This is a genomic window from Mycoplasma sp. 'Moose RK' (assembly GCF_015708155.1).
Classification (GTDB): domain Bacteria; phylum Bacillota_I; class Bacilli_A; order Mycoplasmatales; family Metamycoplasmataceae; genus Mesomycoplasma.
The window spans coordinates 146,826-170,875 of the sequence record NZ_JADDYD010000001.1; the positions used below are offsets into that span (position 1 = coordinate 146,826).

At 30.5% G+C, this 24,050-nt stretch carries 26 protein-coding genes and 2 tRNA genes; 15 read left to right on the forward strand and 13 right to left on the reverse strand.

Annotated features, from left to right (window positions below; genetic code table 4):
- Positions 1–295 precede the first annotated feature (295 nt).
- Both rpmA and rplU read right to left on the reverse strand, forming a co-directional pair.
- Positions 296–547 carry a 50S ribosomal protein L27 gene (rpmA, locus tag IM807_RS00535; RefSeq protein ID WP_196362637.1) on the reverse strand — a complete coding sequence of 84 codons (252 nt, stop codon included), beginning with the start codon at positions 545–547 and terminating at the stop codon, positions 296–298.
- A gap of 6 nt (positions 548–553) precedes the next feature.
- Complete coding sequence (gene rplU, locus IM807_RS00540; RefSeq protein WP_196362638.1) at positions 554–853, reverse strand: 50S ribosomal protein L21; 300 nt, start codon at positions 851–853, stop codon at positions 554–556.
- A 168-nt stretch (positions 854–1,021) separates the two neighbouring features.
- Here rplU and IM807_RS00545 point away from each other — a divergent pair, with 168 nt between their 5' ends.
- Together IM807_RS00545 and IM807_RS00550 are read left to right on the forward strand one after the other, a co-directional pair.
- Entirely contained in the window at positions 1,022–1,675 is a 654-nt protein-coding gene (locus IM807_RS00545) for a uracil-DNA glycosylase (protein WP_196362639.1), read from the forward strand.
- A gap of 44 nt (positions 1,676–1,719) precedes the next feature.
- Positions 1,720–2,790: a M42 family metallopeptidase gene (locus IM807_RS00550; RefSeq protein WP_196362640.1), complete on the forward strand. Its 1,071-nt coding sequence runs from the start codon at positions 1,720–1,722 to the stop codon at positions 2,788–2,790.
- A gap of 18 nt (positions 2,791–2,808) precedes the next feature.
- Here IM807_RS00550 and IM807_RS00555 read toward each other — a convergent pair whose 3' ends face one another.
- Entirely contained in the window at positions 2,809–3,093 is a 285-nt protein-coding gene (locus IM807_RS00555; RefSeq protein WP_196362641.1) for a hypothetical protein, read from the reverse strand.
- Positions 3,094–3,166: 73 nt separating this feature from the next.
- Here IM807_RS00555 and IM807_RS04135 point away from each other — a divergent pair, with 73 nt between their 5' ends.
- The 6 genes from IM807_RS04135 to rpmB all read left to right on the forward strand — a co-directional run bounded on the left by IM807_RS04135 (position 3,167) and on the right by rpmB (position 7,275).
- Complete coding sequence (locus IM807_RS04135; protein ID WP_196362642.1) at positions 3,167–3,958, forward strand: leucine-rich repeat domain-containing protein; 792 nt, start codon at positions 3,167–3,169, stop codon at positions 3,956–3,958.
- Positions 3,959–4,029: 71 nt separating this feature from the next.
- Positions 4,030–5,457, forward strand: a complete 1,428-nt coding sequence (gene pyk, locus IM807_RS00565; protein ID WP_374958955.1) for a pyruvate kinase — start codon at positions 4,030–4,032, stop codon at positions 5,455–5,457.
- A gap of 356 nt (positions 5,458–5,813) precedes the next feature.
- Positions 5,814–6,470 carry a translation initiation factor IF-3 gene (gene infC, locus IM807_RS00570; protein WP_196362644.1) on the forward strand — a complete coding sequence of 219 codons (657 nt, stop codon included), beginning with the start codon at positions 5,814–5,816 and terminating at the stop codon, positions 6,468–6,470.
- Positions 6,457–6,651: a 50S ribosomal protein L35 gene (gene rpmI, locus IM807_RS00575; protein ID WP_196362645.1), complete on the forward strand. Its 195-nt coding sequence runs from the start codon at positions 6,457–6,459 to the stop codon at positions 6,649–6,651. Before infC ends, rpmI begins: the two co-directional genes overlap by 14 nt.
- A gap of 40 nt (positions 6,652–6,691) precedes the next feature.
- Entirely contained in the window at positions 6,692–7,048 is a 357-nt protein-coding gene (gene rplT, locus IM807_RS00580) for a 50S ribosomal protein L20 (RefSeq protein ID WP_374958963.1), read from the forward strand.
- Positions 7,049–7,080: 32 nt separating this feature from the next.
- Positions 7,081–7,275 (forward strand): 50S ribosomal protein L28, encoded by a 195-nt coding sequence (rpmB, locus tag IM807_RS00585; protein WP_196362647.1) that lies wholly within the window; start codon positions 7,081–7,083, stop codon positions 7,273–7,275.
- A 308-nt stretch (positions 7,276–7,583) separates the two neighbouring features.
- Here the strand turns inward: rpmB and tilS are convergent, their stop codons facing one another.
- The 5 genes from tilS to alaS are packed head-to-tail and all read right to left on the reverse strand — an operon-like array spanning position 7,584 to position 12,539.
- Positions 7,584–8,498: a tRNA lysidine(34) synthetase TilS gene (gene tilS / locus IM807_RS03540; protein WP_196362648.1), complete on the reverse strand. Its 915-nt coding sequence runs from the start codon at positions 8,496–8,498 to the stop codon at positions 7,584–7,586.
- A complete protein-coding gene (pth, locus tag IM807_RS00595; RefSeq protein WP_196362649.1) occupies positions 8,476–9,030 on the reverse strand; it encodes an aminoacyl-tRNA hydrolase in 555 nt (184 codons plus the stop codon). Before pth ends, tilS begins: the two co-directional genes overlap by 23 nt.
- A 38-nt stretch (positions 9,031–9,068) precedes the next feature.
- On the reverse strand, positions 9,069–9,488 hold the full coding sequence (locus tag IM807_RS00600; protein ID WP_196362650.1) for a hypothetical protein: 420 nt from the start codon (positions 9,486–9,488) through the stop codon (positions 9,069–9,071).
- Entirely contained in the window at positions 9,469–9,912 is a 444-nt protein-coding gene (gene ruvX / locus IM807_RS00605) for a Holliday junction resolvase RuvX (protein ID WP_196362651.1), read from the reverse strand. Before ruvX ends, IM807_RS00600 begins: the two co-directional genes overlap by 20 nt.
- A complete protein-coding gene (gene alaS, locus IM807_RS00610; RefSeq protein WP_196362652.1) occupies positions 9,888–12,539 on the reverse strand; it encodes an alanine--tRNA ligase in 2,652 nt (883 codons plus the stop codon). The genes ruvX and alaS overlap by 25 nt, the downstream gene beginning before the upstream one ends.
- A gap of 65 nt (positions 12,540–12,604) precedes the next feature.
- Here alaS and IM807_RS00615 point away from each other — a divergent pair, with 65 nt between their 5' ends.
- From IM807_RS00615 to gyrA, 5 genes are all read left to right on the forward strand, one after another.
- Positions 12,605–13,288, forward strand: a complete 684-nt coding sequence (locus tag IM807_RS00615) for a 16S rRNA (uracil(1498)-N(3))-methyltransferase (RefSeq protein WP_196362653.1) — start codon at positions 12,605–12,607, stop codon at positions 13,286–13,288.
- Positions 13,289–13,830: 542 nt separating this feature from the next.
- A complete protein-coding gene (locus tag IM807_RS00620; protein ID WP_196362654.1) occupies positions 13,831–15,273 on the forward strand; it encodes an FAD-dependent oxidoreductase in 1,443 nt (480 codons plus the stop codon).
- 70 nt (positions 15,274–15,343) lie between these two features.
- Positions 15,344–15,419 (forward strand) — tRNA-His (locus tag IM807_RS00625).
- Positions 15,420–15,740: 321 nt separating this feature from the next.
- Positions 15,741–16,175: a peptide-methionine (R)-S-oxide reductase MsrB gene (gene msrB, locus IM807_RS00630; protein ID WP_196362655.1), complete on the forward strand. Its 435-nt coding sequence runs from the start codon at positions 15,741–15,743 to the stop codon at positions 16,173–16,175.
- Between the two features lie 141 nt (positions 16,176–16,316).
- On the forward strand, positions 16,317–18,917 hold the full coding sequence (gene gyrA / locus IM807_RS00635; protein ID WP_196362656.1) for a DNA gyrase subunit A: 2,601 nt from the start codon (positions 16,317–16,319) through the stop codon (positions 18,915–18,917).
- Between the two features lie 112 nt (positions 18,918–19,029).
- Here gyrA and IM807_RS00640 read toward each other — a convergent pair.
- The 5 genes from IM807_RS00640 to IM807_RS04140 all read right to left on the reverse strand — a co-directional run bounded on the left by IM807_RS00640 (position 19,030) and on the right by IM807_RS04140 (position 22,141).
- A tRNA-Ile gene (locus tag IM807_RS00640) sits at positions 19,030–19,106 on the reverse strand.
- Between the two features lie 58 nt (positions 19,107–19,164).
- Positions 19,165–19,560 (reverse strand): 30S ribosomal protein S9, encoded by a 396-nt coding sequence (gene rpsI, locus IM807_RS00645; RefSeq protein ID WP_196362657.1) that lies wholly within the window; start codon positions 19,558–19,560, stop codon positions 19,165–19,167.
- Positions 19,560–19,997: a 50S ribosomal protein L13 gene (gene rplM / locus IM807_RS00650; protein WP_196362658.1), complete on the reverse strand. Its 438-nt coding sequence runs from the start codon at positions 19,995–19,997 to the stop codon at positions 19,560–19,562. Before rplM ends, rpsI begins: the two co-directional genes overlap by 1 nt.
- Before the next feature lie 145 nt (positions 19,998–20,142).
- On the reverse strand, positions 20,143–20,910 hold the full coding sequence (rsmA, locus tag IM807_RS00655; protein WP_196362659.1) for a 16S rRNA (adenine(1518)-N(6)/adenine(1519)-N(6))-dimethyltransferase RsmA: 768 nt from the start codon (positions 20,908–20,910) through the stop codon (positions 20,143–20,145).
- The gene (locus IM807_RS04140) at positions 20,900–22,141 is read right to left on the reverse strand and encodes a TatD family hydrolase (protein WP_196362660.1); all 1,242 of its coding nucleotides are present in this window, start codon (positions 22,139–22,141) and stop codon (positions 20,900–20,902) included. Before IM807_RS04140 ends, rsmA begins: the two co-directional genes overlap by 11 nt.
- Positions 22,142–22,272: 131 nt before the next feature.
- Between IM807_RS04140 and IM807_RS00665 the strand changes: the two genes are divergently transcribed.
- On the forward strand, positions 22,273–23,265 hold the full coding sequence (locus IM807_RS00665) for a ribose-phosphate pyrophosphokinase (protein WP_196362661.1): 993 nt from the start codon (positions 22,273–22,275) through the stop codon (positions 23,263–23,265).
- A gap of 22 nt (positions 23,266–23,287) precedes the next feature.
- A complete protein-coding gene (gene rsmG / locus IM807_RS00670) occupies positions 23,288–23,884 on the forward strand; it encodes a 16S rRNA (guanine(527)-N(7))-methyltransferase RsmG (RefSeq protein ID WP_196362662.1) in 597 nt (198 codons plus the stop codon).
- The last annotated feature ends 166 nt before the right edge of the window (positions 23,885–24,050 follow it).

Here is a 24,050-nt window from a genome sequence, read left to right on the forward strand (position 1 = left end):
TTTTCAGAGGTAAAAATGAAATTTTTTTAATGTTTTTAAAAAACAAATATTTGCAACTCAAAAAATTGTCTAATTTTCTAAGGAAAATATTTAAAAAATAAAAGCATTAAAAATTATTGAAAATAAGATGTTTTTATGATTTTTATTTATTTAATAAATAAATAAAAAAAAAAAAAAAAAACTATGAAAAATCAGCTGATTTTTCATCTTATTAGTTTAAAAGAAAAAAATCCCCAAAATAAAAAGGATTTACACTCTTTATTTTGGGGATTTATAAGAAAAAATTAAAAAATAATTAAATAGATTCAACACTTACATATTTTCGGCGACGCACTTTTTGAAATTTAACAATTCCATTAACAAGTGCAAATAAACTATCATCGCCTCCACGGCCAACATTTTTGCCAGGGTAAATTTTTGTTCCTCTTTGGCGAAAAATAATTGAACCTGTGTGAGCAAATTGTCCATCTGCAATTTTTTGTCCAAGTCTACGGCCGCGGGAATCACGGCCATTCTTGGTCGAACCACCAGCCTTGGTCTTTGCCATTTCGATTTATCCTTTCAATTCAGTTATTTTAACGCGCGTAAAGGGTTGTCGGTGACCCAGTTTTCGTTTGTGAGTTGATTTTGGGTTGTGACGGTAAACAACAATTTTTTTTGCTCGTCCTTGCTTTTCAACAACTCCAGTAACAACTGCGTTTTTAACAAAAGGTGTTCCAACTTTACCATTAATAAATAAAACCTCAGTAAAAGATACACTTTCACCTTCATTTTTGTCAATTTTTTCAACAAAAATTGTTTGATTTTTTTCAACAATAATTTGTTTTCCACCAGTTTTAATAATTGCAAACATAAGTTTCTCCTTATGATAATCATCCTCGAGGTACTAAATTATTAAAAAAATAAAATTAGTTTTGACCTTTTTGGAATGGTAGTTTGATGAAATAAACTTTTGGAATTATAACATATTTTTGTAAATTTTTTATAAAAAATTGATTATTTTTTGGTTATAATTTTGTTCATGAAAATTGACTTTAAATATTTCATGGAAAAAGAGATAAAAAAACCATATTTTCAATTACTAAAACAAAAATTGGAACAAGAATATAAAAATTTTCAAGTTTTTCCAGAGAAAAAAGATCTTTTTCGTGCAATTAAATTAACTAAATTTGAAGATTTAAAACTTGTCATTTTAGGTCAGGATCCATATCATCAAGATGGTCAAGCAGATGGATTGGCTTTTTCAACAAGATCAAAAAAATTACCTCCGTCACTTTTAAATTTATTTTCAGAAATCAAAAATTCCTATCCCAATTTTACAAAAACTGATGGTGACTTGCAAAATTGGGCAAAACAAGGAGTTTTGTTGCTAAATACAGTACTTTCTGTGCGAAAATCACAGCCAAATTCTCATGAAAACATTGGTTGGAAAATTTTTAGCAACAATTTAATCAATTTTATTGTTGAAAATAAAACTGATGTTGTTTTTCTTCTTCTTGGCCAAAAAGCAAAATCAACAGTTGAAAATATTAACCTTGAAAACCAAAAAGTTTTTATTTACTCACACCCTTCGCCATTTAGTTTTGCAAATTCTTTAAAAAATTCTGGAGTTTTTCGTAAGATAAATGAATTCTTGCGCTCTAAATCACAGACAGAAATTAATTGAAATTTTTAGAAAAAATGTATAATGTTTTAATTAAATTAAAGAGGAGAAAGATTATGCCAATATTGAAAAAATTAAAAAGTTACTGCGACATTGACGGAATGTCCCGTTATGAAGAAGAAGTTGTTGACCAATTAAAAAAATCTACAAAAAATCTTGATCTTGTCTACAGACGTGATGGTTTTGGTTCGTTAATTATGGAGAAAAAACATCAAAATCCAGGACCTAAAATTGTGGTTGCAGCACATATGGATGAAGTTGGTTTTATTGTTCTTGACATCACAGAAAAAGGTTTTATCAAGGTAAAATCGATTGGTGGAATTTGGGGAAATATTGCAATTGGTGCAAAATTTAAATTAATTAGTTCCACCGGTAAAGAATTTTTTGGAATTGCTGGCCATACATCAATTCACATTATGGAACGCCAACAAATCGAAAAAGCACTACTAGTAAAAGATCTTTTCTTCGATTTTGGCTTTAGGTCGAAAAAAGAAGCAGAAGATTTAGGTGTCGAAATCGGAAATCGAATTTATTTCAATAATTCTAATTTTTTGATGCAAAATAATGATTATTTTGCATCAAAAGCAATTGACAACCGCGCTGGCGTGGTTGTCATTGATGAATTAGCCCACCGACTTGCCAATAAAAATCTAAAATCCAATCCAATTTTAATTGGTACTGTTCAAGAAGAAGTTGGTCTTCGTGGTGCGCGTGCAGTTTCAAAAATGATCGATGCTGATGTTGCTTTCGCAATTGATACTGGCGCCGCACATGATACCGAGGGTGCAATCCCAGGAGTTCAAAAATTGGGAGCTGGGGTTGCAATTGATATTGCTGATGGCGGCGCGCTGATGGACCCAAGATTAGTTGAAATTCTTTTTAGCGTTGCAAAAGAAAAAAACATTCCAATTTATCGCTATGTTTCACAAGGCGGTGGAACTGATGCTGAAGAATTGCAGTATTCAGGATTTGGAACACCAACTGTAAGTATTTCAATCCCTCAACGCTATTTGCATTCAACTTATGGATTAATTAGCATTTCAGATATCAAGGCTGCAATCGATCTCATCGAGGCTTTCATTTTGGCCTTCGATTCAGAAAAATTAGAAGAACTAAAATATAAATAAGTAATTCTCGAAAATAATCTAATAAATAAAGTAAATTGGTTGGGTGGCATCAGCTTTTTCGCTTGCAGCTTTTGCAGCTTTTGTTGAGTCTCATTTTACACTTTGGCTAGTTCCGGTTTTGATTTCACCGGAACTAGATTTGAAAACTTGATAAATTGCTGCAATTCCCATTACTGCTGGCGTTAATCTTGCAATTACACCTGCAACACTGGCAATTCCGGCTATCAGCCCTGCCCCGCCAATCTCATTTTTGTCTTTTTGACTAAGTTTAACAAGAGATTGGTTTGTTTGATTAGTTTTCATTTTTGACCTCCTTTCATATTAATTTAATAAAAAATTTAAAAAATCGCAAAAAATAGAAAAATTTAGGAAAAAAGTGCAAATTTTACTACTTTCAAGATCAGAAGCGATCAAAATCATTAAAAATTCAGAATTTTTTTCGAATAAAATTCTTGATCTTAGCAGTTTTAATTTTCATGAAATTGATAATTTTGCCTTTTCGGGACTCAATTTGGAAATTGAAAAATTAATTTTACCTGCTTCGTTGCTAAAAATCGGTGAGTCGGCTTTCATGCTAAACCGCGTAAAAAAAGTGATTTTTGGGGAAAATTTGGTAAGCATTGCAAATTCAGCCTTCGAATCGAATCTGATTGAAGAGTTGGTTTTTCCAAAAAAATTAACTCACTTAAGTCAATCTGTTTTTGCAAACAATAACTTAAAAAGGATCGTAATTCCGGACTGAATTGATGAAATTGAAGATGATTGCTTTGCTGATAACAAACTAGAAAATATTCAATTTTCTAGTTTGAAAACAAGCGTAAAAACTTATGCTTTTGTGGGTAATTCGCCTAAAAAAGTTGAAATTTTAGGCGAATTTATACTAGAAAATGGGTCTGAAAGCCTAAATTTCTGTAAATTAACCCTTGATTTTTTAAATAATTTTGACGCTTTTGAAAACAAATTTGTCATTGAATTTACAAGATCGAATTTGAAAGCAAACCTGCTTTCATTCAATTGGGAAAATTTGCAAACAATCGAACTTATTTCCTTACCTTGTTCAGGACAAAGAAATTTGGAAATTTTTGTTCAGAAACCAAAAATTGGTAAAAATCTTGAATTAGAGGGTTTTGGCCCACACTTTTTCAAAAAAACCTTAAAAATTTCCTAATAAATTCTCTAATTAAGTTTATAATTTAAGATAATATTGGCAAATAGGATTTAGATTCAAAAATGAATGACATGAAAAATTATATTTCAAAAAGAACAAAAATTATCGCGACAATCGGGCCAGCAACACAAGATTATCAGGTTTTGAAAAATCTGGTTTTAGCTGGCGTGAGTGTAATTCGTGCAAATTTTTCGCACGGAACTCATGATGAACAAAGGGAAAAATTCGCAAGCGCAAGGCGCCTTTCTTCTGAATTGCAAATTCCGATTTCAGTGATGCTTGACACAAAAGGTCCAGAAATCCGTGTTGGTAAAATCAAAGATTCCATGCAAAAAATTCTTGCAAATCAGGAACTAACTGTGCTTACTGACACTTTTTCTTACAAAAATTTTGAGGGAACCTCAGAAACTATCACAGTTTCACACCAAATTGACAAGGATTTAAAAATTGGTGATCGTGTCCTTTTTGATGATGGAAAATTGCAATCTATTGTCATTAAAATCGAGGACAAAAAAGTCATTGTTAGAACAAAAAACTCCCATATTTTAAGGTCAAATAAGCGACTTAATATGCCAGGAGTCGCTTTTTCTCTCCCATTTTTGTCCCAAAAAGACATTGATGATGTTCTTTTTGGGATCTCCGAAAATATTGATTATGTTGCTGCATCGTTTGTAAATTCAGCTGTTGATGTTCAACAATTAAGAGATCTTTTGGACAAAAATGGAGGCTCTCATATTCAAATTATTTCCAAAATTGAATCAAAATTAGGACTTGAAAACATTGATGAAATCATTGAATTTTCTGATGGAATCATGGTCGCCCGTGGTGATTTAGGGCTTGAGGTTCCTTATGAAGAAGTCCCTTTTCAGCAAAAAAGGATAATTCGTAAGTGCCGTTTTGCTGGAAAAACTGTTGTTGTTGCAACGCAAATGCTTGATTCAATGGAAAAATCCTCACAACCGACTCGTGCTGAAGTTTCTGATGTTTATTGAGCGACCGAATTGGGCGCAGACGCCACAATGTTATCGGGTGAATCAGCACAAGGGCAATTTCCGGTAGAGTCAGTTCAGGTGATGTCTGTAATTAATAAAAGAGCAGAAAAAGAGTTCTATAACAAATTGTTTTATACAAAACAACTGGCATTTATAACGCAAAATTCTCGTGGTCAGCGGGCAAAAATTGCTCACAAATTAGCACATTTAGCTTATGAAAAAAAAATAAAATACACAATTGTTTTATCAAGAACAGGTCAATTATTGAAAACAATTGCTAAGTTTCGCCCAAACACAGCTGTTATTGGTGTTTTGAACAACGAAAAATTGATTAACGGTTTTGGAATCACCTCTTCGGTCTTCGTTTCAATTAATTCAATAAATGAATTCGAGGCGATCAAAAAGGATTACAATCACGCGCGAAATGTTTTGAAACCATTTGGAGTTGAAAAGGGTGACACTTTCTTGGTTGTTGAAAATGAAAAAATGACCCAATTCATTTATTAATTTTTTTAAGTTATATAGTTTCTAAATTTTTTTGATTTAAAAAGTGGAAAAATTTAGAAAAAAGAGCCAATTTTCTACTTGTAAGATAACTTTTTAACGTGCAATTAGCCAAAAATGAAAATTTATTTTGTTTTTTATATTTTTTTAGTATAATTTATTATGCAAATTTTTATTTGCAGAAAGTAGATTTGCTCTCACCTGATGATTTTTGATCTTGGGTTTACCTGACAAACAAAAATTATTTTTTGTCTAAAATGACGATTTATTTCATTTTTTAATTTTGAATGTCCTGATCAAAAAATATTTTTATGTAATTAGTTTTTGAGCAACCTTTGTAAGGAGAAAAAACTTAAATTTTGAATCCAAGAAATTTTTTTCAAAAAAAACCTGTGCAGGAACACCAAATTAATGAAAATATCATATTTTCTAGCGTTTTTTTGCTTGGTGACAACAATGAAAAAATTGGTAAAGTTGCCACAAAAGAAGCTTTGCAATTGGCAAAATCCAAAGGCCTTGATCTAGTTTTAATTTCAATTAAAGAAGTAAAAACTAATGATGGTAAAATTCAGAAAATACCTATTGCAAAAGTTCTTGATTATGGAAAATTTCGATATGACAATAAAAAACGAAAAAAACAGGAAAAAGAGAAACAAACTTTTACTAATAATCGTGAAATCCGCCTCAGTTTTAACATTAGTATCCAAGATATTTTAGTTAAAGCAAAAAAAGCAAAAGAATTTATTCTTGATGGTGATCGAGTTAAAATTGCCCTCCGCTTTCGTGGTCGCGAAATTACACGAATTGAAAGAGGACAACAAACACTTGATTTATTTTTTGATGAATTAAAATATATTGCTAAAAAAAGCAAGGAAGTATCGCAAAACGGTAATTTCTTGGTGATGAATCTTGAGCGAGATAGAAAAAAATTACCAAAATTTACTTCATCCAAGCAAATAAAAGAGTTACTTGTTTTTGAAGAAAAAATAAAGCAGGAAGAAAATGCCAAAAATTAAGTTAAAAACAAAATCTGCCCTAAAAAAAAGAATAAAAGTTACTGCTAGTGGCAAAATTAAGCACTCTCATGCTTACCGTTCACATCTTGCTCAGAACAAAACAACAAAGCAAAAAAGACAGTCACGCAAGTCTGATTTGATGCAAAGTTCTGATTTCAAGAGATTAAAAAAATTGATTTAACTTTTTAAAGAATAAGATATTAAATTTTGCAAGGAGCATTATTATGCGAGTTAAAGGTGGAAATGTTACCCGTCAACGTCGCCGACGTTGGTTAAAATTAGCTAAAGGTTATTGAGGTCACAAGTCAATTGGGTTCAAAGTTGCAAAGCAAGCCGTTATAAAATCTTGAACTTATGCATTTCGAGATCGAAAACAACGAAAACGTGATTTTCGTAAATTATGAATTAGCAGAATTAACGCTGCTGCACGCCAACAAGGAATTTCATATTCACAATTAATGTACGGAATTAAGGCAGCGCAAATTGAAATTAATCGTAAAATGCTTGCTGAAATGGCGATTCATCATAGTGCTGAATTTGAAAATATTGTAAAATTAGCATTAAGTGCAAAAAAATAGGTTAATTACAAAATTTTATTTTAAGGAAAGAAATGGCTCGAAAAGATCTAATTGCTCAACGCGGTCCGCAAAGTGGAAATAATCGTTCTCACGCACTTAATGCAACAAAAAGAAAATTTAATCTTAATTTGCAACAGGTTGTTCTTAAAACTGCAAATGGACAGAAAATTCGGATTAAAGTTTCTGCAAAAACAAAAAAAACACTTCGTAAATGAGGCGAAATTTAGCGTACAAACTTTATTAATTTTTAATATTTTTGGAAAATATTAATTGTGTAAAACAAAAAGGACCCAACAAAAATGTTGGGTCCTTTTTGTTTTCAAATTTTGAACTTAATACCTTTATTTTTTTTGAGTTTTTGGAAAAATTTTTAAATTTCAAAAAACATTAAAAATAGGAATTTTTCGAATTTGAATATTTTTGTTGCCTTAAAAAAAGTGAAAAAACTTCATTTTTTCACTCTAAAAACACTGTTTTTCATTAAATTTACTCAAAATTAGAAAAATTTGTCTAATAAGCAAATTAAAAGCATTAGCTAACTTATTTCACCATTTTGGCAATCATAATCAGGTTTTGCTATTATTTTTCACTTTTTTTTGACAATATAATTATTTTTTTTTAGCAAGAATTGACTTTTTGTTGATTTTGAACAAATAAAATCAGCTATCGAATTAATTTTTGACTTTGAAAGTTTAATATTTTTAAAATTTTGGTTGACATACAAATAGACAATGTTATTTTTTTTTCTAATTTTTCTAAAAAAATTAACACTAAATTCCGCTCTTTTTCATCTAGAAAGAATTCACCTTTCTTGTAGAAATGATAAATTTTTGTAAAAATTTAAAAGAAAATAGCATAAAAAAAGTAAAAACCGCACAAAACTAGATTTTTTTTGTAAATAAAACCGCACCTGATTTCGTTCATATTTTGTTTCAAAATTTGATTTGTCATCAAGAAAAGGAATTGATTTTTTGCGGCATTTTCTAATTATTGATTCCTTTGTGTACAAAAATAATAAAGGTCTTCAAATTTTCATGCCAAAAATTTGATTTGTTACCCTAATTCCTCAATAAGACACTGTCTTTTTTTTGCTTTTTTGCATCAAAATTGTTTCAATAAAATCATCACGGTGGTGAGCTGTTAACAATTTAGTACAAGAAAATTGTTGATAAATTTCCTTAAAAAACTGATATCGCGCAATTCTGAGTTGATTTTGAAGGTTGCCTTTTACTCGGAAACTGTCAAAAGACAAAATTTTTAAAGTTAAATTGTTTTTTTGGCAAAAATTAATTAGTAAAAGGGTCTCAAAAATTGCTTCAGGCCGAAGGTTATAATTGATATGCGCAACGACAATATTTTTTTTTTTAAATTTATTAAGCAAAAACATCGAGTCAGCGCCGCCTGAAACTGCAATTAAGTACTTTTTTTTAGGCTTTATTTTTGTTAGCATTGAATTTTTCAACTGTTGTCATAAAACTGTTTGACAAATAAAATACCAAAATGTCAACAACTTGATTAATAACAAGCATAATCCGCCCTTTAGCCAAAGGTTCAAAAGGAGAAAGTACATACTCCTTAGGTTCAGAACACCGCGAAATACCAATTTTCAATCGTTTTATGTTCTTAGTTCCACACTTTTCAATAACATTTCCCATTCCACGCTGACCACCAGAGTTTCCAGATGCTTTAATCGCGGCTTGTCCAATTTCATAGTTCATGTCATCGTAAACAATCATGACGTCGTTAATGTTAATTTTGTAAAAATTGACTAATTCAAGGACAAAATCACCCGATTTATTCATAAAAGTGGTTGGTTTTGCAAGAATGAAATCACCTGTTTTGCAATAAATTCCATTTTCAGTTTTTAAATCAAAACTTAAAGACAACTTCTCTGCTAATAAATCAAGGACTCAGTAGCCGACGTTGTGTTTTGTTTGGGAATATTTTTCGCCTGGATTTCCAAGTCCAACAATTAATTTCATTTGAAAACTCCTTTATTTTTGCGTCCTAATTTTGCTAATTAGAACTCTTTTTTGTTATCCAAATCGATTATGCTATCATCGCGAAATTGCTCAATTTCGTCCATTTCATTGTTAAAAAAATCTTTAGGCAGAACCTTTTTCCCCTCAAAAACAAATTCGTGTTCATGAAAATAATCATTAATAACGGTTTCGGCTTGATCGATAATTTCATCATCGAATTCTTCAATTGGCTCTAAAAGTTGCTTGGTTTTAGGATCATATTCATAACAACCTACATTCTTGTATTCATCAAAAATAAAACCAAAAAATTTGTCACCAATTTTTGTTGAAAACAAAAAAGTATAATTTATAGAGGTAAAAATTTGAGTGTTTTCATCGAAAATTTTGTGTTCAAGTAGCCGATTTGGATCGGAAAGATCAATTATTTTATTTGAGTATCTAGTGTTTTTTGTTGCCATTTTGTGAATGTAAGTACCTTTCTAAAATAATTTGCGCTGCCATTTTGTCAATAATTTTCTTCCGTTTTTGAAAAGAGAGACCAGAATCAAGCAAAAATAATTCAGCTTCTTTGGTCGAAAGTCGTTCATCTTGTAAAAAAAGCTTAATTTTACAGGATTTTTTAAAAATTTTTGCAAAATGTTCAATCATTTTTGTTCTTGGTGAAATTTTACCAGATAAAGTTGTTGGATATCCCAAAACAACAAGTGAAATTTGGTATTCTTTTAGTCAAAAGTTAACACGCTGAACGACTTTTTCAAAATCGTAACGGGTAAAATTGAACTGTTCCAAAGGAAAAGAAATTTTTCTAGAATGATCCGAAATTGCAAAACCACAGGACTTAACACCTAAATCAAGGGCTAAAATTCGAAATTGATCTTCCATAAAAGTGAATTTATTTCCTCAAAAAGTGGTTTTTGCGACAATTTTCCAAGCGCAATTTTTGAATTTCCTCCACCTGTTCCTCCATAATTTTTTAAAATATGATCAAGTATAAAATCAGATTTTAATTTTGTCGAAGAAACAGCAATCAAAAAATTATCATTTTTTAAATTAGCTAATAAAATGAAAGATAATTCGTGATTTTGTTCACGAAAAACGGCTGCTGCTTTCTTTAAATTTTGTGCTGAAAATTCAAAATCAAGATAAAATTGAAAATTTTTTATTTGCAAAATTTTATTTTTTTCAAGTCTAAAATCACTGCTTTCCTTTTTTTCCTTAACAACTTCAAGGTAGTATTTTTTTAACTCATCTTCTTTTTTTTGCAAAAATTGAAGATGAGCTTCTTTGTCAGAAAATACTGGAAAATCAAAGATAAAATTAGGTTTAATTTCCTTGATTTTTTTGATAAGTGCAAAATTTTGCTCATTAATTTTGGCAATATTTTCCTCCACAAAAGCAAAATATTCCTCAAATGAAGTCACTGCTCGAATCCGGTAAATTCCGGCACCCTTGTTTTGGCACCCTGTAATTGTAAATTTTTCAATTAATTTAGTATTTTCAATGTGGGTTCCTCCACACAAATCGGTTGTGATTCCCGAAAAACGAACAAGCCGGACAGAGTTTGGATCCAAATATTCTGATTCTTCAAGCGTCATAATTGCGTTTAACTTCTGCGCTTCTTCTAAATTTGTCAACAAATATTCACGTGAAACTGCTTGATTTATGTAAGAATTTATGCGTTTTTCAACACTTTGCAATTGTTCAAAAGTTGGTTTTTGTTGACAAGGAAAATCAAAAGTGAGCCTATTTTCATTATTATTTGATCCAAGTTGCTTAATTTGCTCACCAAATTCAGCCCGAAGTGCTGCAAATAAAAGATGAGTTGCAGAGTGATTTCGTTCAAGTTTGACTCTGTTTTTAGAGTCAACAATAAGTGAAACTAGTTTTTTATTTGTTAATTTACCTTGAAAAACATGGACATTGTTGAAAAATTTGTCCTTAAAAACATTAATTACAGGAATTTTTTGGTTTTCCTGCACTATTCAACCCTGATCATGTTTTTGACCACCGCTAGTGGCATAAAAAGGTGTTTTTTCAAAAACTACGTAGGAAAGTTCATCGTTGTTTGATTCATCAATTTTTTCATTTTCATTGGCTAAAAAAACAACTTTTGTTGTTGTTTTTTGTTGGTCATAACCAACAAAATCAGAAATTTTTTCTAAAATAAAATTAAGCGAATTGATTGTTTTTGCCATTCCAATAAATTTTTTTTTTCTTGAAATTTCTGCATGATTTTTCTGTAATTCTTCAAGATCAGCAAGATTAAAATCAATTTTTTTTTCAGCAAGAATTTCCTTTGTGAGTTCAAAGGGAAACCCATAAGTTTCGAAAAGTTTAAAAACAAGTTTGGGATCAACAAAACTTTTATTTTTTGAAAGTTCCTTCTCAAGCAAATTATGTCCTATTTCTAGTGTTTTTGCAAAACCTTCTTCCTCTTTTTTGATAATTTTGCTAATAAAGTCAGTTGAAAAACTTTTTTTTAAAGTTTTTGCAACAATTTTTGGTAGTTTAAAAAGAAAAGGCTTTGAAATTCCGAGCTTTTTTCCATTTCAATAAGCACGTCGAATTAAGCGCCTAATAATGTAACCGCGGTGTGAATTTGATGGTAAAACTTGGTCATTTATAGCAAAAGTGATCGCTCTAATGTGGTCCGCGATAATACGAAAATTGGCATTAATCGCACCTTGTTTTGCATTTTTTACAAAATAATTATCAATTTTGTACCTAAAATCAGTAAATTTTTCAATTTCTTGAATAATTGGCAAAAAAAGATCAGTGTCATAATTTGTTGGTCCTGATTGTAAAATTGAAGTAATTCGTTCTAAACCAGCGCCAGTATCAATGTTTTTTGCTATTAAATTTGTGTAATTTTGGTTACCATCATTGTTAACTTCAGAAAAAACGATGTTTCAAATTTCAATAAAACGGTCATTTTCAATTTCTTTTTCAATTAGTTCACTATTTCTTTGGTCAAATTTTGGTCCTCGGTCAAAATAAATTTCTGTGCAAGGTCCACAAGGTCCTTGCCCTAGGTCTCAAAAGTTGGTTTTGCGACTTCCTGGTATCAATTGTGATCTAGGAATACCTAATTCTAGCCATTTTTTTAGAGTTTCTGTATCCTTTTTATAAAAAGTTATGAATAATTTTCCTGGATCCATTTCAAGTTTTTGCACCAAAAATTCGTAAGCAAATTCAATTGCCTCATTTTTAAAATAGTCGTTAATCGAAAAATTACCTAGCATTTCAAAAAGTGTGTGGTGGCGTGAAGTCATACCAACATTTTCAATATCATTGGTTCTCAAAGCAACTTGCGAATTCACTAATCTTTTTGCCGGTGGAACTTTCTTGCCAGTAAAATAATCCTTGAGAGTTGCAACGCCTGAATTAATTCAAAGCAGGGAGTCATCGTTTTGTGGAACAAGTGATTTTGATTCAAGAAAAAGGTGTTTTTTTTCAACAAAAAAATCAACTCAAAGTTGTCTAATTTCACTTGATGATAATTTCTTCATATTTTTGCACCTTATAAATTTAAAAAATAACTCATTTTGTTCAATTTATATTAAAATTTTACTTTATGTTTCGCTTTTTTGTTGAAAAAAAACAAGAAAACTTTTTTGTTTTGTCTGAATTTACCCTAAAACACATAAAAACAGTTCGAATTGAACATGAAAATTTTATTTGTGTTTTTGAAGGTAAATTTTATCTGACAAAATTACTTCCAAAATCAAATTTGGCTAAAATCATTTCAGAAATTGATTTAAATAATGAACCGAATAATAAAGTTACGCTTGCAATTGCGATTATAAAAACAAAATCCTTCGAATTTGCAATTCAAAAAGCAATTGAAATTGGTGTAAGTGAAATTTGACCATTTTACAGTAAAAATGTTAGTCAAAAACTAGGAAATGACCTTAATAAAAAACTTGATCGATGACAACTAATTTGTTTGCATAGTGCTCAACAAAGTTTTCGCAATTTTGTTCCGAAAATTTTGCCACCGACAAGTTTTGCAAAAATTTTGGAAAAATCAAGTGATTTTTCTACAAAATTAATTGCTCACGAAAAAGCAAAAACTGCCTTTGATTTCACAAAAATTGGCCAAAAAACCATCTTGATTGTTGGACCTGAAGGTGGTTTTGCTGATGATGAAGTCGATCTGGCTCAAAAGGCAAATTTTCAAGCAGTATCGTTAGGTAAAAGAGTCCTAAGGTCGGAAACAGCAGCAATTTTTCTGCTCTCAAAATGCGTAAATGACTAGTTTTAATTTTATGTTATGAAATCTAGCATTTGAAATTGAGATAATAGAAAGTTGCCTTGAAATTTTCTATGCGAATGCATTTTCAATTCTTTTATGCACTGTAAAAATTGGTGGTTTTGTGCGGAAAAATGAGAGATTTTTCTTAAATTTTTCTACTTTTTAACACTTTTTGCTGATCAAAATTTACAAAAGAACCTATTTCCATTAGTTTTTGTGATCCTCATTTTTAAAGGGATTTACTTCAAAAAATGAAAAAATACTCGAAAGTAGGCGTCATATGGTGCCATATTTTTTTTATTTTTGGCCAATTGCGCATGAAAACGTTGTCTGAGACACACAAAAAAACCGCCGTTTTTCTAAATTTTTCTACTTTTTAACTACTAAAATCAACTCGAAAGCAAAAATATGCCCGAAAACTGATGATTTTTTCTTTACATCCATACGCAAAAAACAAATTAAATTTATACAATTTATTATGCAAAAAAATTTTAAAAATAGTGTATAATTAATAAAAAAAATTGCGATAGATAGGAGATTAAATCATGAAAATAATATCAATTGGCACAAATCACGCTGGGACTTCGTTTTTAAGGACCTTAAAAACTATCTATCCTAACGCTGAACTTGTCTCCTATGACCGTAACACTGACATTTCCTTTCTTGGATGTGGGATTGCTCTTTGAGTTGGTGGTGAATTTGACGATCCTTCTGGACTTTTCTATTCAAATCCTGACCAGTTAAAAAAAATGGGAATTAATGTTAATTTGGAACATGATGTTCTCGAAATTGATAAAAATGCTAAAGTTTTAACTATTAAAAATCTAAAAACTGGTGAAATTTTTAAAGATCACTATGATAAATTAGTTTTTGCAGGTGGAACTTGGCCAATTGTGCCTCCTTTTGAAGGGGTTAATCTTGAAAATGTCTTGATTTCAAAAACTTTTACCCATGCAAAAGAAATCAAAAAAAAGGCGCTTGATCCAAGTATTAAAAATGTTGTTATTGTTGGTGGTGGTTATATTGGAGTCGAACTTCTTGAAGCATTTCATAAATATGGCAAAAAAGTTACTTTAATTGATATGCAAAATCGTATAATTCCAAATTATTTTGACCATGAATTTACTGATAAAATGGAAGCAAAAATACGTGAACAAGGTATTAATTTGCAATTTGAAGAAAAGATTGTTCGCTTCCTTTCAGATGAAACAGGCAAAAAAGTTAAATTTGTTGAAACCCAAAGATTAAATAATGGCGATAATTCTTTTGGCAAATATGAAGCTGACCTTGTAATTTTAGCAGTAGGTTTTTCGCCAAATACTAAAATTCTTGATGTTGCTGAAAAAACACCTAATGGTGCAATAAAAGTTGATGAGTTTCAGCGTTGCCTAAGTGACAAAGACATTTATGTTATTGGAGATTCTGCTGCAATGACTCATAATGTCACTAATAAGCATGCTCATATTGCCTTGGCAACAAATGCTGTAAAATCAGGAATTGTTGCAGCCTTTCACATCGCCGGTCGGACAGACATTCCTTTCCCAGGTTATGTTGGCACAAATGCTATTTCAGTTTTTGGATTTAATTATGCTTCAACTGGTTATACTGAAAAATCTTGCGTTTTATTTGGGCTTAAGGACATCGCAGTTGAGTATCTTGAAGATTGAGATCGCCCTGAATTTATGCAGGAAAAATCAAAGGTTTGAATTAAAATTTCTTATGAAAAATCAACTTTACGCCTAGTTGGCGCTCAAATAGGCTCATATGGCAAAGAGTTTAATCACACCGAGGTTATCTACTTTTTAGCTCTTGCAATTCAAAAAGGTCTAAAACTAACTGAAATTGCACTCTCAGATTTTTATTTTTTGCCACATTTCAATAAGCCATTCAATTTTGTTTTACAAGTAATTTTAAATGCACTTGGATTAAGTTACAACAAAAAGTTTTCTAATGAAAATTGTGGTTGCGAAGGTAAGAAAAAGTCCTAAAATATTACCTTTTGCAATTTTGTAAGTTATAGTTAACCCTTATTAGATCGACAAAATCGATCTGAATATGGTGGATGTGGCGAAGTGGTTAACGCATCGGGTTGTGGTCCCGACATTCGCGGGTTCGATTCCCGTCATCCGCCCCATTTCCTTTTTAGGGCCCTAAATAATATTAAAGAAAAAATGGTTTTTGAACCTAAATTAATAAAATAGTATAAATTTACAGTTGAACAAAAAATTAAATACATCAAAATTGCTGAATTTCAAGGACTAAAAACAGCAATTTTGCATTTTGTAGAAGAATTTAGAGAAATTTACAAAAGAAAATCAAACAGCCTTTTTTGATATAATTTGAAATAAAAGGCAATTGAGAAATTTTAATACCATACTTTGTTTGAACCTTTTTAATTTTCTATGTTATAATACTATTAATATACCTTATTTTAAAAGTTTTTAGGAGGTTTTCTATGGAAAAAGATCCAAAATTTGCTCACTTAACTGATTTGCAGTACAGAGTTACTCAGAAAAATGAGACTGAACCTCCATTTGATAATGCTTACAATAAAAATTTTGAAGATGGTGTTTATGTAGATGTTGTTGACCATACCCCACTTTTTTTGTCAACAGCTAAGTATGATTCTGGATCTGGTTGACCGGCTTTTTGAAAACCAATCGATGATAATCTAATTGACGAAGTTTTGGATTTTAGCCACGAAATTACCAGAATTGAAGTTAGATCTAAAAAATCTAATTCTCATTTAGGTCATGTTTTCGTCGATGGACCAGTAAAACATGGTGGCAAACGTTATTGTATCAATTCAGCTGCGCTTAAATTTATTCCAAAAAGCGAGCTTGAAAAAAATAATTTAGGTTATCTTTTGCCGTTTTTTGAAACAAAATAATCATTTTTTTTGTTTCAAAAAAGTTCAATTTTAAGACTTTATTTTTACCTTTTTTAATCCAAATTTTATTCCTAAAAATGCTATTAAAAAAGCAGAAATGTGCTATAATTCCTAAATAATAATATACACGAAGGAATTGTTATGTTTGATCAGGAAAAGGAAAAGGAAAAAAACAATGATTTTGAAGAAATCAAAGACGATTTCAAAAAAGTCTTCGTTGATTCTAATTCCCAAAATCTTGTTGCTGATTCTGATGAAAATGAGAATGAAGTTATCAACTACCTAATTGAACCAACAATTTTGTCAGTTGAAACCAACAACATTTCACCAATTAAAATTGAAGATGAAATGAAGGTTTCCTTTTTGGATTATTCAATGTCAGTGATCGTTTCGCGAGCGCTCCCTGATGTAAGAGACGGGCTAAAACCTGTCCACCGCCGAATTTTGTATACAATGTCGGAATTAGGAATTGTTTCTGGTAGCAGTTACAAAAAGTCTGCAAGAATTGTCGGTGATGTTCTTGGAAAATATCACCCTCATGGTGATACCCCTGTTTACGAATCAATGGTTCGAATGGCACAGCCATTTTCACTTCGTTATCCACTTGTTGATGGACATGGAAATTTTGGTTCAATTGATGGTGACGAACCCGCAGCGATGCGTTATACTGAGGCAAGATTATCAAAAATTGCCAGTAAAATGGTTGAAGGAATCAAAAAAAACACAGTTGATTTTCGACCTAATTATGACGCAAGTGAGGTCGAACCAGACATTCTTCCGGCTCGCTTTCCAAATTTGTTAGTTTCTGGTGTTTCCGGGATCGCGGTCGGAATGGCGACGAAAATTCCACCGCATAATCTCAAGGAAATCATTGATACTTTTATTTTATTAGCAAAAAATCCTGAAATTAGCATTGAAGATCTTGTTGAATCGCTTCCTGGACCTGATTTCCCAACTGGCGCGACGATTTACGGCAGAAAAGGAATCAAACAAGCTTATTTAACTGGTCGCGGTTCATTTTTAATTCGTGCAAATGCAAAAATTGACACTCTTAGTTCAGGTAAATCACGAATTATCTTTCATGAAATTCCTTATGAGGTCAAAAAACCAACTATTATTGAAAAAGTGGCAGCACTTGTTCGCCACAAAAAAATTTTTGGAATCAAAGAAGTGCGTGATGAAAGTACGCGTCACGGAATTAGAGTTGTTTTTGATATCAAAAAAGGATTTAATCCCGAAGTAATTCTTAATCATCTTTATCGTGGCACCGATTTGCAAGTCACTTATTCAGTTAACATGTTGGCATTAAACAAAGGTGTACCAAAATTAATGAATTTAAAAGAAATTTTAACTCATTATTTGGATCACCAAAAGGAAATAAATCTCCGTTCACTCAACTTTGACCTTGAAAAAGCAAGCGAAAAATTGAACATTTTGCTGGGAATTAAAGTTGCAATTGAAAACATTGATGAAGCGATTCGTATAATTAAGTCCTCAAATTCTGACCAAGTTGCTCAAGAAAGACTTGCAGAGACATTTAACTTAAATCCAGCACAAACAAAAGCAATAATTGATATGCGTCTTGGTCGTTTGACCTCGCTTGCAATCGAAAAATTAATCAATGATATCGATGATCTTAAAAAAGAAATTAGTGAAATCAAAGAAATTATTGCCTCACCACAAAAACTAGTTGACTTAATTGTATCACAACACGAGTCTCTTGTTGATCAATTTGCGGATCCACGACGTTCAATAATTATTCCTGAACTGAATGATTTTAGCGATGAAGATTTGATTGTTGACGAAAATGTAATTATTTCTTTAACACAAAATAATTATGTAAAACGTAACAATCTTGCTGAATATCGGCTCCAAAACCGTGGCGGAATTGGCGCTTCAGTTTCAAGTCTTTACAAAGATGATGAATTAAAATCACTTTGCATTACAAAAACCAAAAGTGACTTATTGATTATTTCATCAACTGCAAAAATTTTCAAATTACGTGCTTATCAAGTTCCAGACAGTTCCAAACAAGCCAAAGGAACACCATTCCTTAATTTAATTCAAATTCAGAAAAATGAAAATATCTCCAATTTGATTCCTTGGAATCAAAGTTATGAAAATCACTTTTTAATCACAATTTCGGGGCTTGGTTACATCAAAAGAACCGAACTTTCTGCTTTTAAATCAATTAATAAAAATGGAAAAATTGCTTTAAAATTACAGGAAAATGATTATTTAGTTTCCGCATTCATTGTTCCTAACCAAGAAAATATCAGCATTATTATCGCTTCCTCACAGGGTCTTGTCAACCATTGGCCACTAAAATTATTACGCAATCTTGGCCGTAATTCAATTGGAGTTCATGGAATTAAATTAGAACCAGGACACAAAGTTGTTAGTGCCTGCTTTTCAACTGGAAATGATCTTGTTTTTGCTCTTGGCAAAAACGGATTTGGAAAAAAAACTACCATCGACGAATATAGAATTACATCCCGAAACACAAAAGGATTGCGGACACTTAATACTTCCAAGGCAGGTGATCTTGTCTTTATTGCGACAGTCACTGATAATGATGAGGTAATCATTACAACCAAAAAAGGTGTTGCAATTCGAATCAGCATTAATTCAATTTCTCTAGTGAGTCGAAACACAAAAGGCGTAAAATTAATTAGCCTTAGAAAAGGTGATGAAATTCAGTCAGTTAGCTTAATTCGCGACACCAAATTAGAAGAAGTCTAAATTTTTATTTTTTCTACACTTTTTACCATTTCATTTTTTAAAAAAGAAAAATCCTAGTTTTTAAAGGAAAAACTAGGATTTTTTCATAAAAATAAAAGTCAAAATATTGATATGGTGGGAACGAATGGGATCGAACCATCGACCTCACGATTATCAGTCGTGTGCTCTAACCGTCTGAGCTACGCTCCCAAATATTATTGTAAAAACACAATAATATTATAACAAATTTCTATAAAAATTATAGAAATTAACGTTTAGAAAATTGGCGTGCACGTCTGGCTTTTCGTAAACCGAATTTTTTCCGTTCTTTAGCACGAGCGTCACGAGTTAGCATTCCAGCAGATTTCAAATCAATTCGAAAATCTGCTGAAACTTCAAGAAGCGCACGAGCGAGTCCAAGCCTAATTGCGCCAGCCTGACCTGAAACTCCACCGCCATGTGCATTTACTCTAATGTCAAATTCACCAAGAGTTTTTGTAATAGCAAGTGGCTGTAATGCATCTTTTATCAAAATATCAGATTTTAAATATTCTTTTGCAACACGGTTATTAATTTTAAATTCGCCTTTTCCGTGTTTGATAAATATTCTCGCGACTGAAGATTTTCGTCTTCCAGTCCCATAATATGTCAAATTCGCATTCATTAATTATTTACCTCGAGTTCTGTAGGATTTTGGCCTGCGTGAGGGTGAGTTGAACCTGAATAAACATAAAGATTTCGGCGCTGTTTGTCACCTAATTTTGTGTGTGGAATCATGCCATAAATTGCTCTTTCAACCAAAGCAATTGGTTTTTTTGCTCTCATTTCCCGAGCAGTTCTGACACGAAGGCCACCAGGATAACCTGAGTGATTATAGTATAATTTTTGGTCCTCTTTTTTTGCAGTAAGTAAAACTTTTTCAGCGTTAATGATAATAATTTTATCTCCCATGTCAACATTCGGTGTAAAAAGTGGCGAATGCTTACCACGTAAACGAGTTGCAGCAAAGGATGCAAGGCGTCCCAAGACTTGTGAGTTTGCGTCAATTACAAACCACTTTTGTGGAGATTCCTTGTATTTTGCCATTGTTGTTTGTCTCATCACTATCCTTTCATTTCAAAAAAAAAAAAAAAACGAACAAGTCGTATGAAAATTAATGTAACGTAAGCGGAGAAATTAATCTAATTTTACACTATTTTTTATTTAAAAAAAGTTTTTTTTATTTTAAAAAACAATCACTCAAAAATTATTTAAAATAATATTCAGTCAGCGCAATAAAAGTTTCTAAAGTTATTTCTTGTGGGCGAATATTTTTTGAAAACTGGAAAAAATCGAAAATTTTAGTGATTTTTTCAGTTTCCATAAAAAATTTGAAATTATTATATAAAGTTTTGCGGCGAAATTGAAAACTCATTTTTACAAATCAAAAAAATTGTTTCATTTTTTCAGAGTCTAAATTTTTCTTAATTTCAAAAACAACAAATGCAGAATTAACTTTTGGTGGTGGTGAAAATGATGATGGTAAAACTCTAAATTTCATTTCAACTTTAGCAACATATTGGCAAACCAAAGTTAATTTTGAATAAGCATTACTTCCGACTTTAGCCACAATTCGCTGAACAACTTCTTCTTGGAGCATAAGTGCTAGTTTAGTAAATTTGTCAATATTTTCGAAAATTTTGAATAAAATTTTCGAACTAATATAATAAGGGAGATTCGCAATAATTATTTGTTTTTCAGTAAAATTAAGTTTTGCTTCCAAAAAATCCTGATTAATCAAGTTAATTTTTGTACTTTTAAATTTATTTTCAAGAATTGGAATTAATTCACTATCAATTTCATAACAGTGTAAAAATTTAGCTTTTTTTAGCAAAAAAGTTGTTAAAAATCCAGAACCACAGCCAATTTCAACAACATTTTTGTCATTAAAATCAACACTTTCAACTATTTTTTGGGCAACATTTTTGTCAATTAAAAAATTTTGACCAAGCGATTTTTTATGATTAAATTTCATGATTTTTTATCCTAAAAATTCGTAGAACATTTTGCTTGATAATTTCACATAATTCCATTATGGTCAAATTTTTTAAGTTAGCAATTGTTTGATAAACCCAGAAAATTTGTGGTGATACATTTGGCCAAAGGTCTCGATTAGGTTCTGGACTCAAATAGGGAGAATCAGTTTCTAGTAAAATTCTTGAAATTGGGGTGTTTTTAATAATTTTCCGGAGTTCCTTAGATTTTTTAAAAGTGATTACACCTGAAAATGAAAAAAAGCAGTTTTGTTTTTCAAGTAATTCCTGGAATATTTCATAATTTGTTGAAAAATTATGAAATATAAAATCAATTTTTGGATATTTTTCAATTATTGATTTTGCCTGAAAGATAGCCTTATTATCGTTATTTTTATCTCTAATATGTAACATAACAGGTAAGTTGTTCTTCTCAGCAATTTTTATTTGTTCTTCAAGTGCAAAAAGTTGAAACTCCTCACTTGGGTTATCCTCATAAAAATAATCAAGACCAATTTCACCGATTGCAACCACTTTTTTGTCAATAAATTTTTCTAAATTTTGAAAATTATCAGTTTCTTTTATTAAATTTGGGTGAATTCCAATAATTTTGTAAACTTTTGGAAAAATATTGGCAATTTTTTCCACTTCTGCCAATTCATCTCAGGTTGTTGAAATCATAAAAAAAAGATCAATATTTTTCGAAAATCAGGAAGCAATTTCCTTCTCATTATTAGGAAAATATTCTGAAAATGGATGCGAGTGAACGTCAACTAAATGATATTTTTGTTGGTAAAAAATTTTAAAGTCTGTTTTTTGTTCATTTGTTCAAGTTGAATATTCAGAAAAAAAATCAGCAAATTGCTGATTTTTTTTAAGAATTTTTAATCTAATTTTAACAGTTTTAAAATTTTCATTAATAAAATTAAGTACAAACTCAGCAATAATTTCCATCCATTTTTCATCAAGATTTGGGTGGAAAAAAACTAGATTAAAAATAAATTCGTTTTCATTTCTTGAAATTACAAAATAAGCAAAAATAAATTCACTATTATTGTCTGAATCGTATATTAAAAATTCAAAATTTTCGGAAAAATCATCAAAATAAGATAAATTTTTAAGACTAATTTTTCCATTTTTTTGGGAAAAAACAAGATTTAAATTAAACTCTTGAACGGTCTTTTTGAGTAAATTTAAATGCCTTGGAAGCAATTTTTGAATTTTTAAATACATAAATAAGTTGCATCCTGTTTGAATATTCAAAAAATATTAGCTAATTTAATTTAGATTTTTTAAAAATCTTGTATACAATTTAAATTATATTATAATAAAAATTTTTAATTATTTATCAAGAAAAGAGAAAAATGAACATTGATTTAAAAAAAAATATTCTTCTTTTTGGAATGAAAAACTCTTATAAATTAGCACAAAAAATTTCTAAAAAAACAGGAATTCCACTTTCAGAAATCGAAAGAACTGTTTATGCTGATGGTGAAGTTCTCCTAAAATCAAACGAGACGATTCGAAATTCCACAGTTTTTGTTATTGCTAACACCTCCAAACCTGTAAATGAAAATATTATGGAGTTACTAATCTTTATTGACTCGCTAAAACGTGGCTATGCTCAAGAAATAGTTGTGATTCTATCCTATTATGGCTATGCCCGTCAGGATCGCAAATCATCAGGTCGTCAGCCAATAACTGCGAAATTAGTGGCTAATCTACTTGAAAGATCAGGGGTTACAAAACTAATTTTAGTGGATATTCACAATCCCAGCATTCAGGGTTTTTTTGATATTTCAGTTGATGAACTTCATGGTCAATATATTTTGGCTAACGAGCTTGTTGGCAAAAAACATGACTATGTTGTTGTTAGCCCAGATCATGGCGGCGCAGTTAGAGCACGAATTTTGGCAGAAATTCTTGGTAAAAAAATCAATGTTGCTGTTATCGACAAGAGGCGAACAGGGGTTAATCAAACTGAAATTCTTGGCCTAATTGGTAAAGTAAAGGACAAAGATTGTGTAATTATCGATGACATTATTGACACTGGTGGAACAATAATTAAAGCAGCAAATGTTGTTAAGGAAAAAGGCGCAAAATCAGTTATTATTGCTGCAACTCATGGTGTTTTTAGTCGTGGTTTTGATGAATTTCAAAAAAATGACAATATTGACAAAGTTATAATAACTGATTCAATTGATAACACTGAATTAATTAATAAATTTAGCAAGCTTTCAGCAACCTCGCTTGCAGAATTTTTGTCAAAAAGCATTTTGGCTTGCATAAATTCGACTTCAATTACAAGCATTTATGAGGAGATGAAGGAAAAATTGACAAAACAAAACACTAATTAAAAACAGGATTTTTAATTTGATGATGTTCAAAGAAAAAACAAAATTAATTGTCACTGATTTTCAATTTAAAAAGTTAGAAAAATTTGTAGAACTTATTGAGTTTTACAATCAAAATTTTAATTTAACCGGTTTTAGTGGTGATAAACTTTGAAAAGAAGGAATTTATGAGTCAATTATCACAATGAATTTTATCAGTGAATTTGTAAAAAAAGATAAAATTAGTGTTCTTGACATCGGTGCTGGAGTTGGATTTCCTTCAATACCCTTTTTGATTGTTAGTTCAAAAATTGATTTAACAATTTGTGAATCAAGAAAAAAACGTTGCCAATTTTTGCAAATTGTCGCAAGAAAATTAGATCTTGAATTTGAATTAATTTGCGAAAGGGCGGAAAGAATCGAAAATAAAAATTTTGATTTAATAACTGCAAGAGCATTAGCAAATTTGCAAAAACTTGAAATTTTAGTAAAAAAAATAGTTACACAGAAAACAGTTGTTGCTTTTATAAAAGGACCAAAAGTTTTTGATGAACAAAAAAATTGTCAAAATTGCAATTATGAAATTATGGAAATAAAAAATAACATGGATAAAAAAATTTATGTTGCAATAAGGAAAAAATAATTGCTAAAAAAGCTAAGTTTGAATAAAATAAAAAAATCACTCGAAAATAGGTGCTATAATGACAGTGTCTTTTTTATTTTTGGAGAATCACACATGAAAATTTTGTTTAAAGTGGAAAAAATAAGCCGATTTTTTCTAAATTTTTTAATTTTTTGCGTTAATTTTT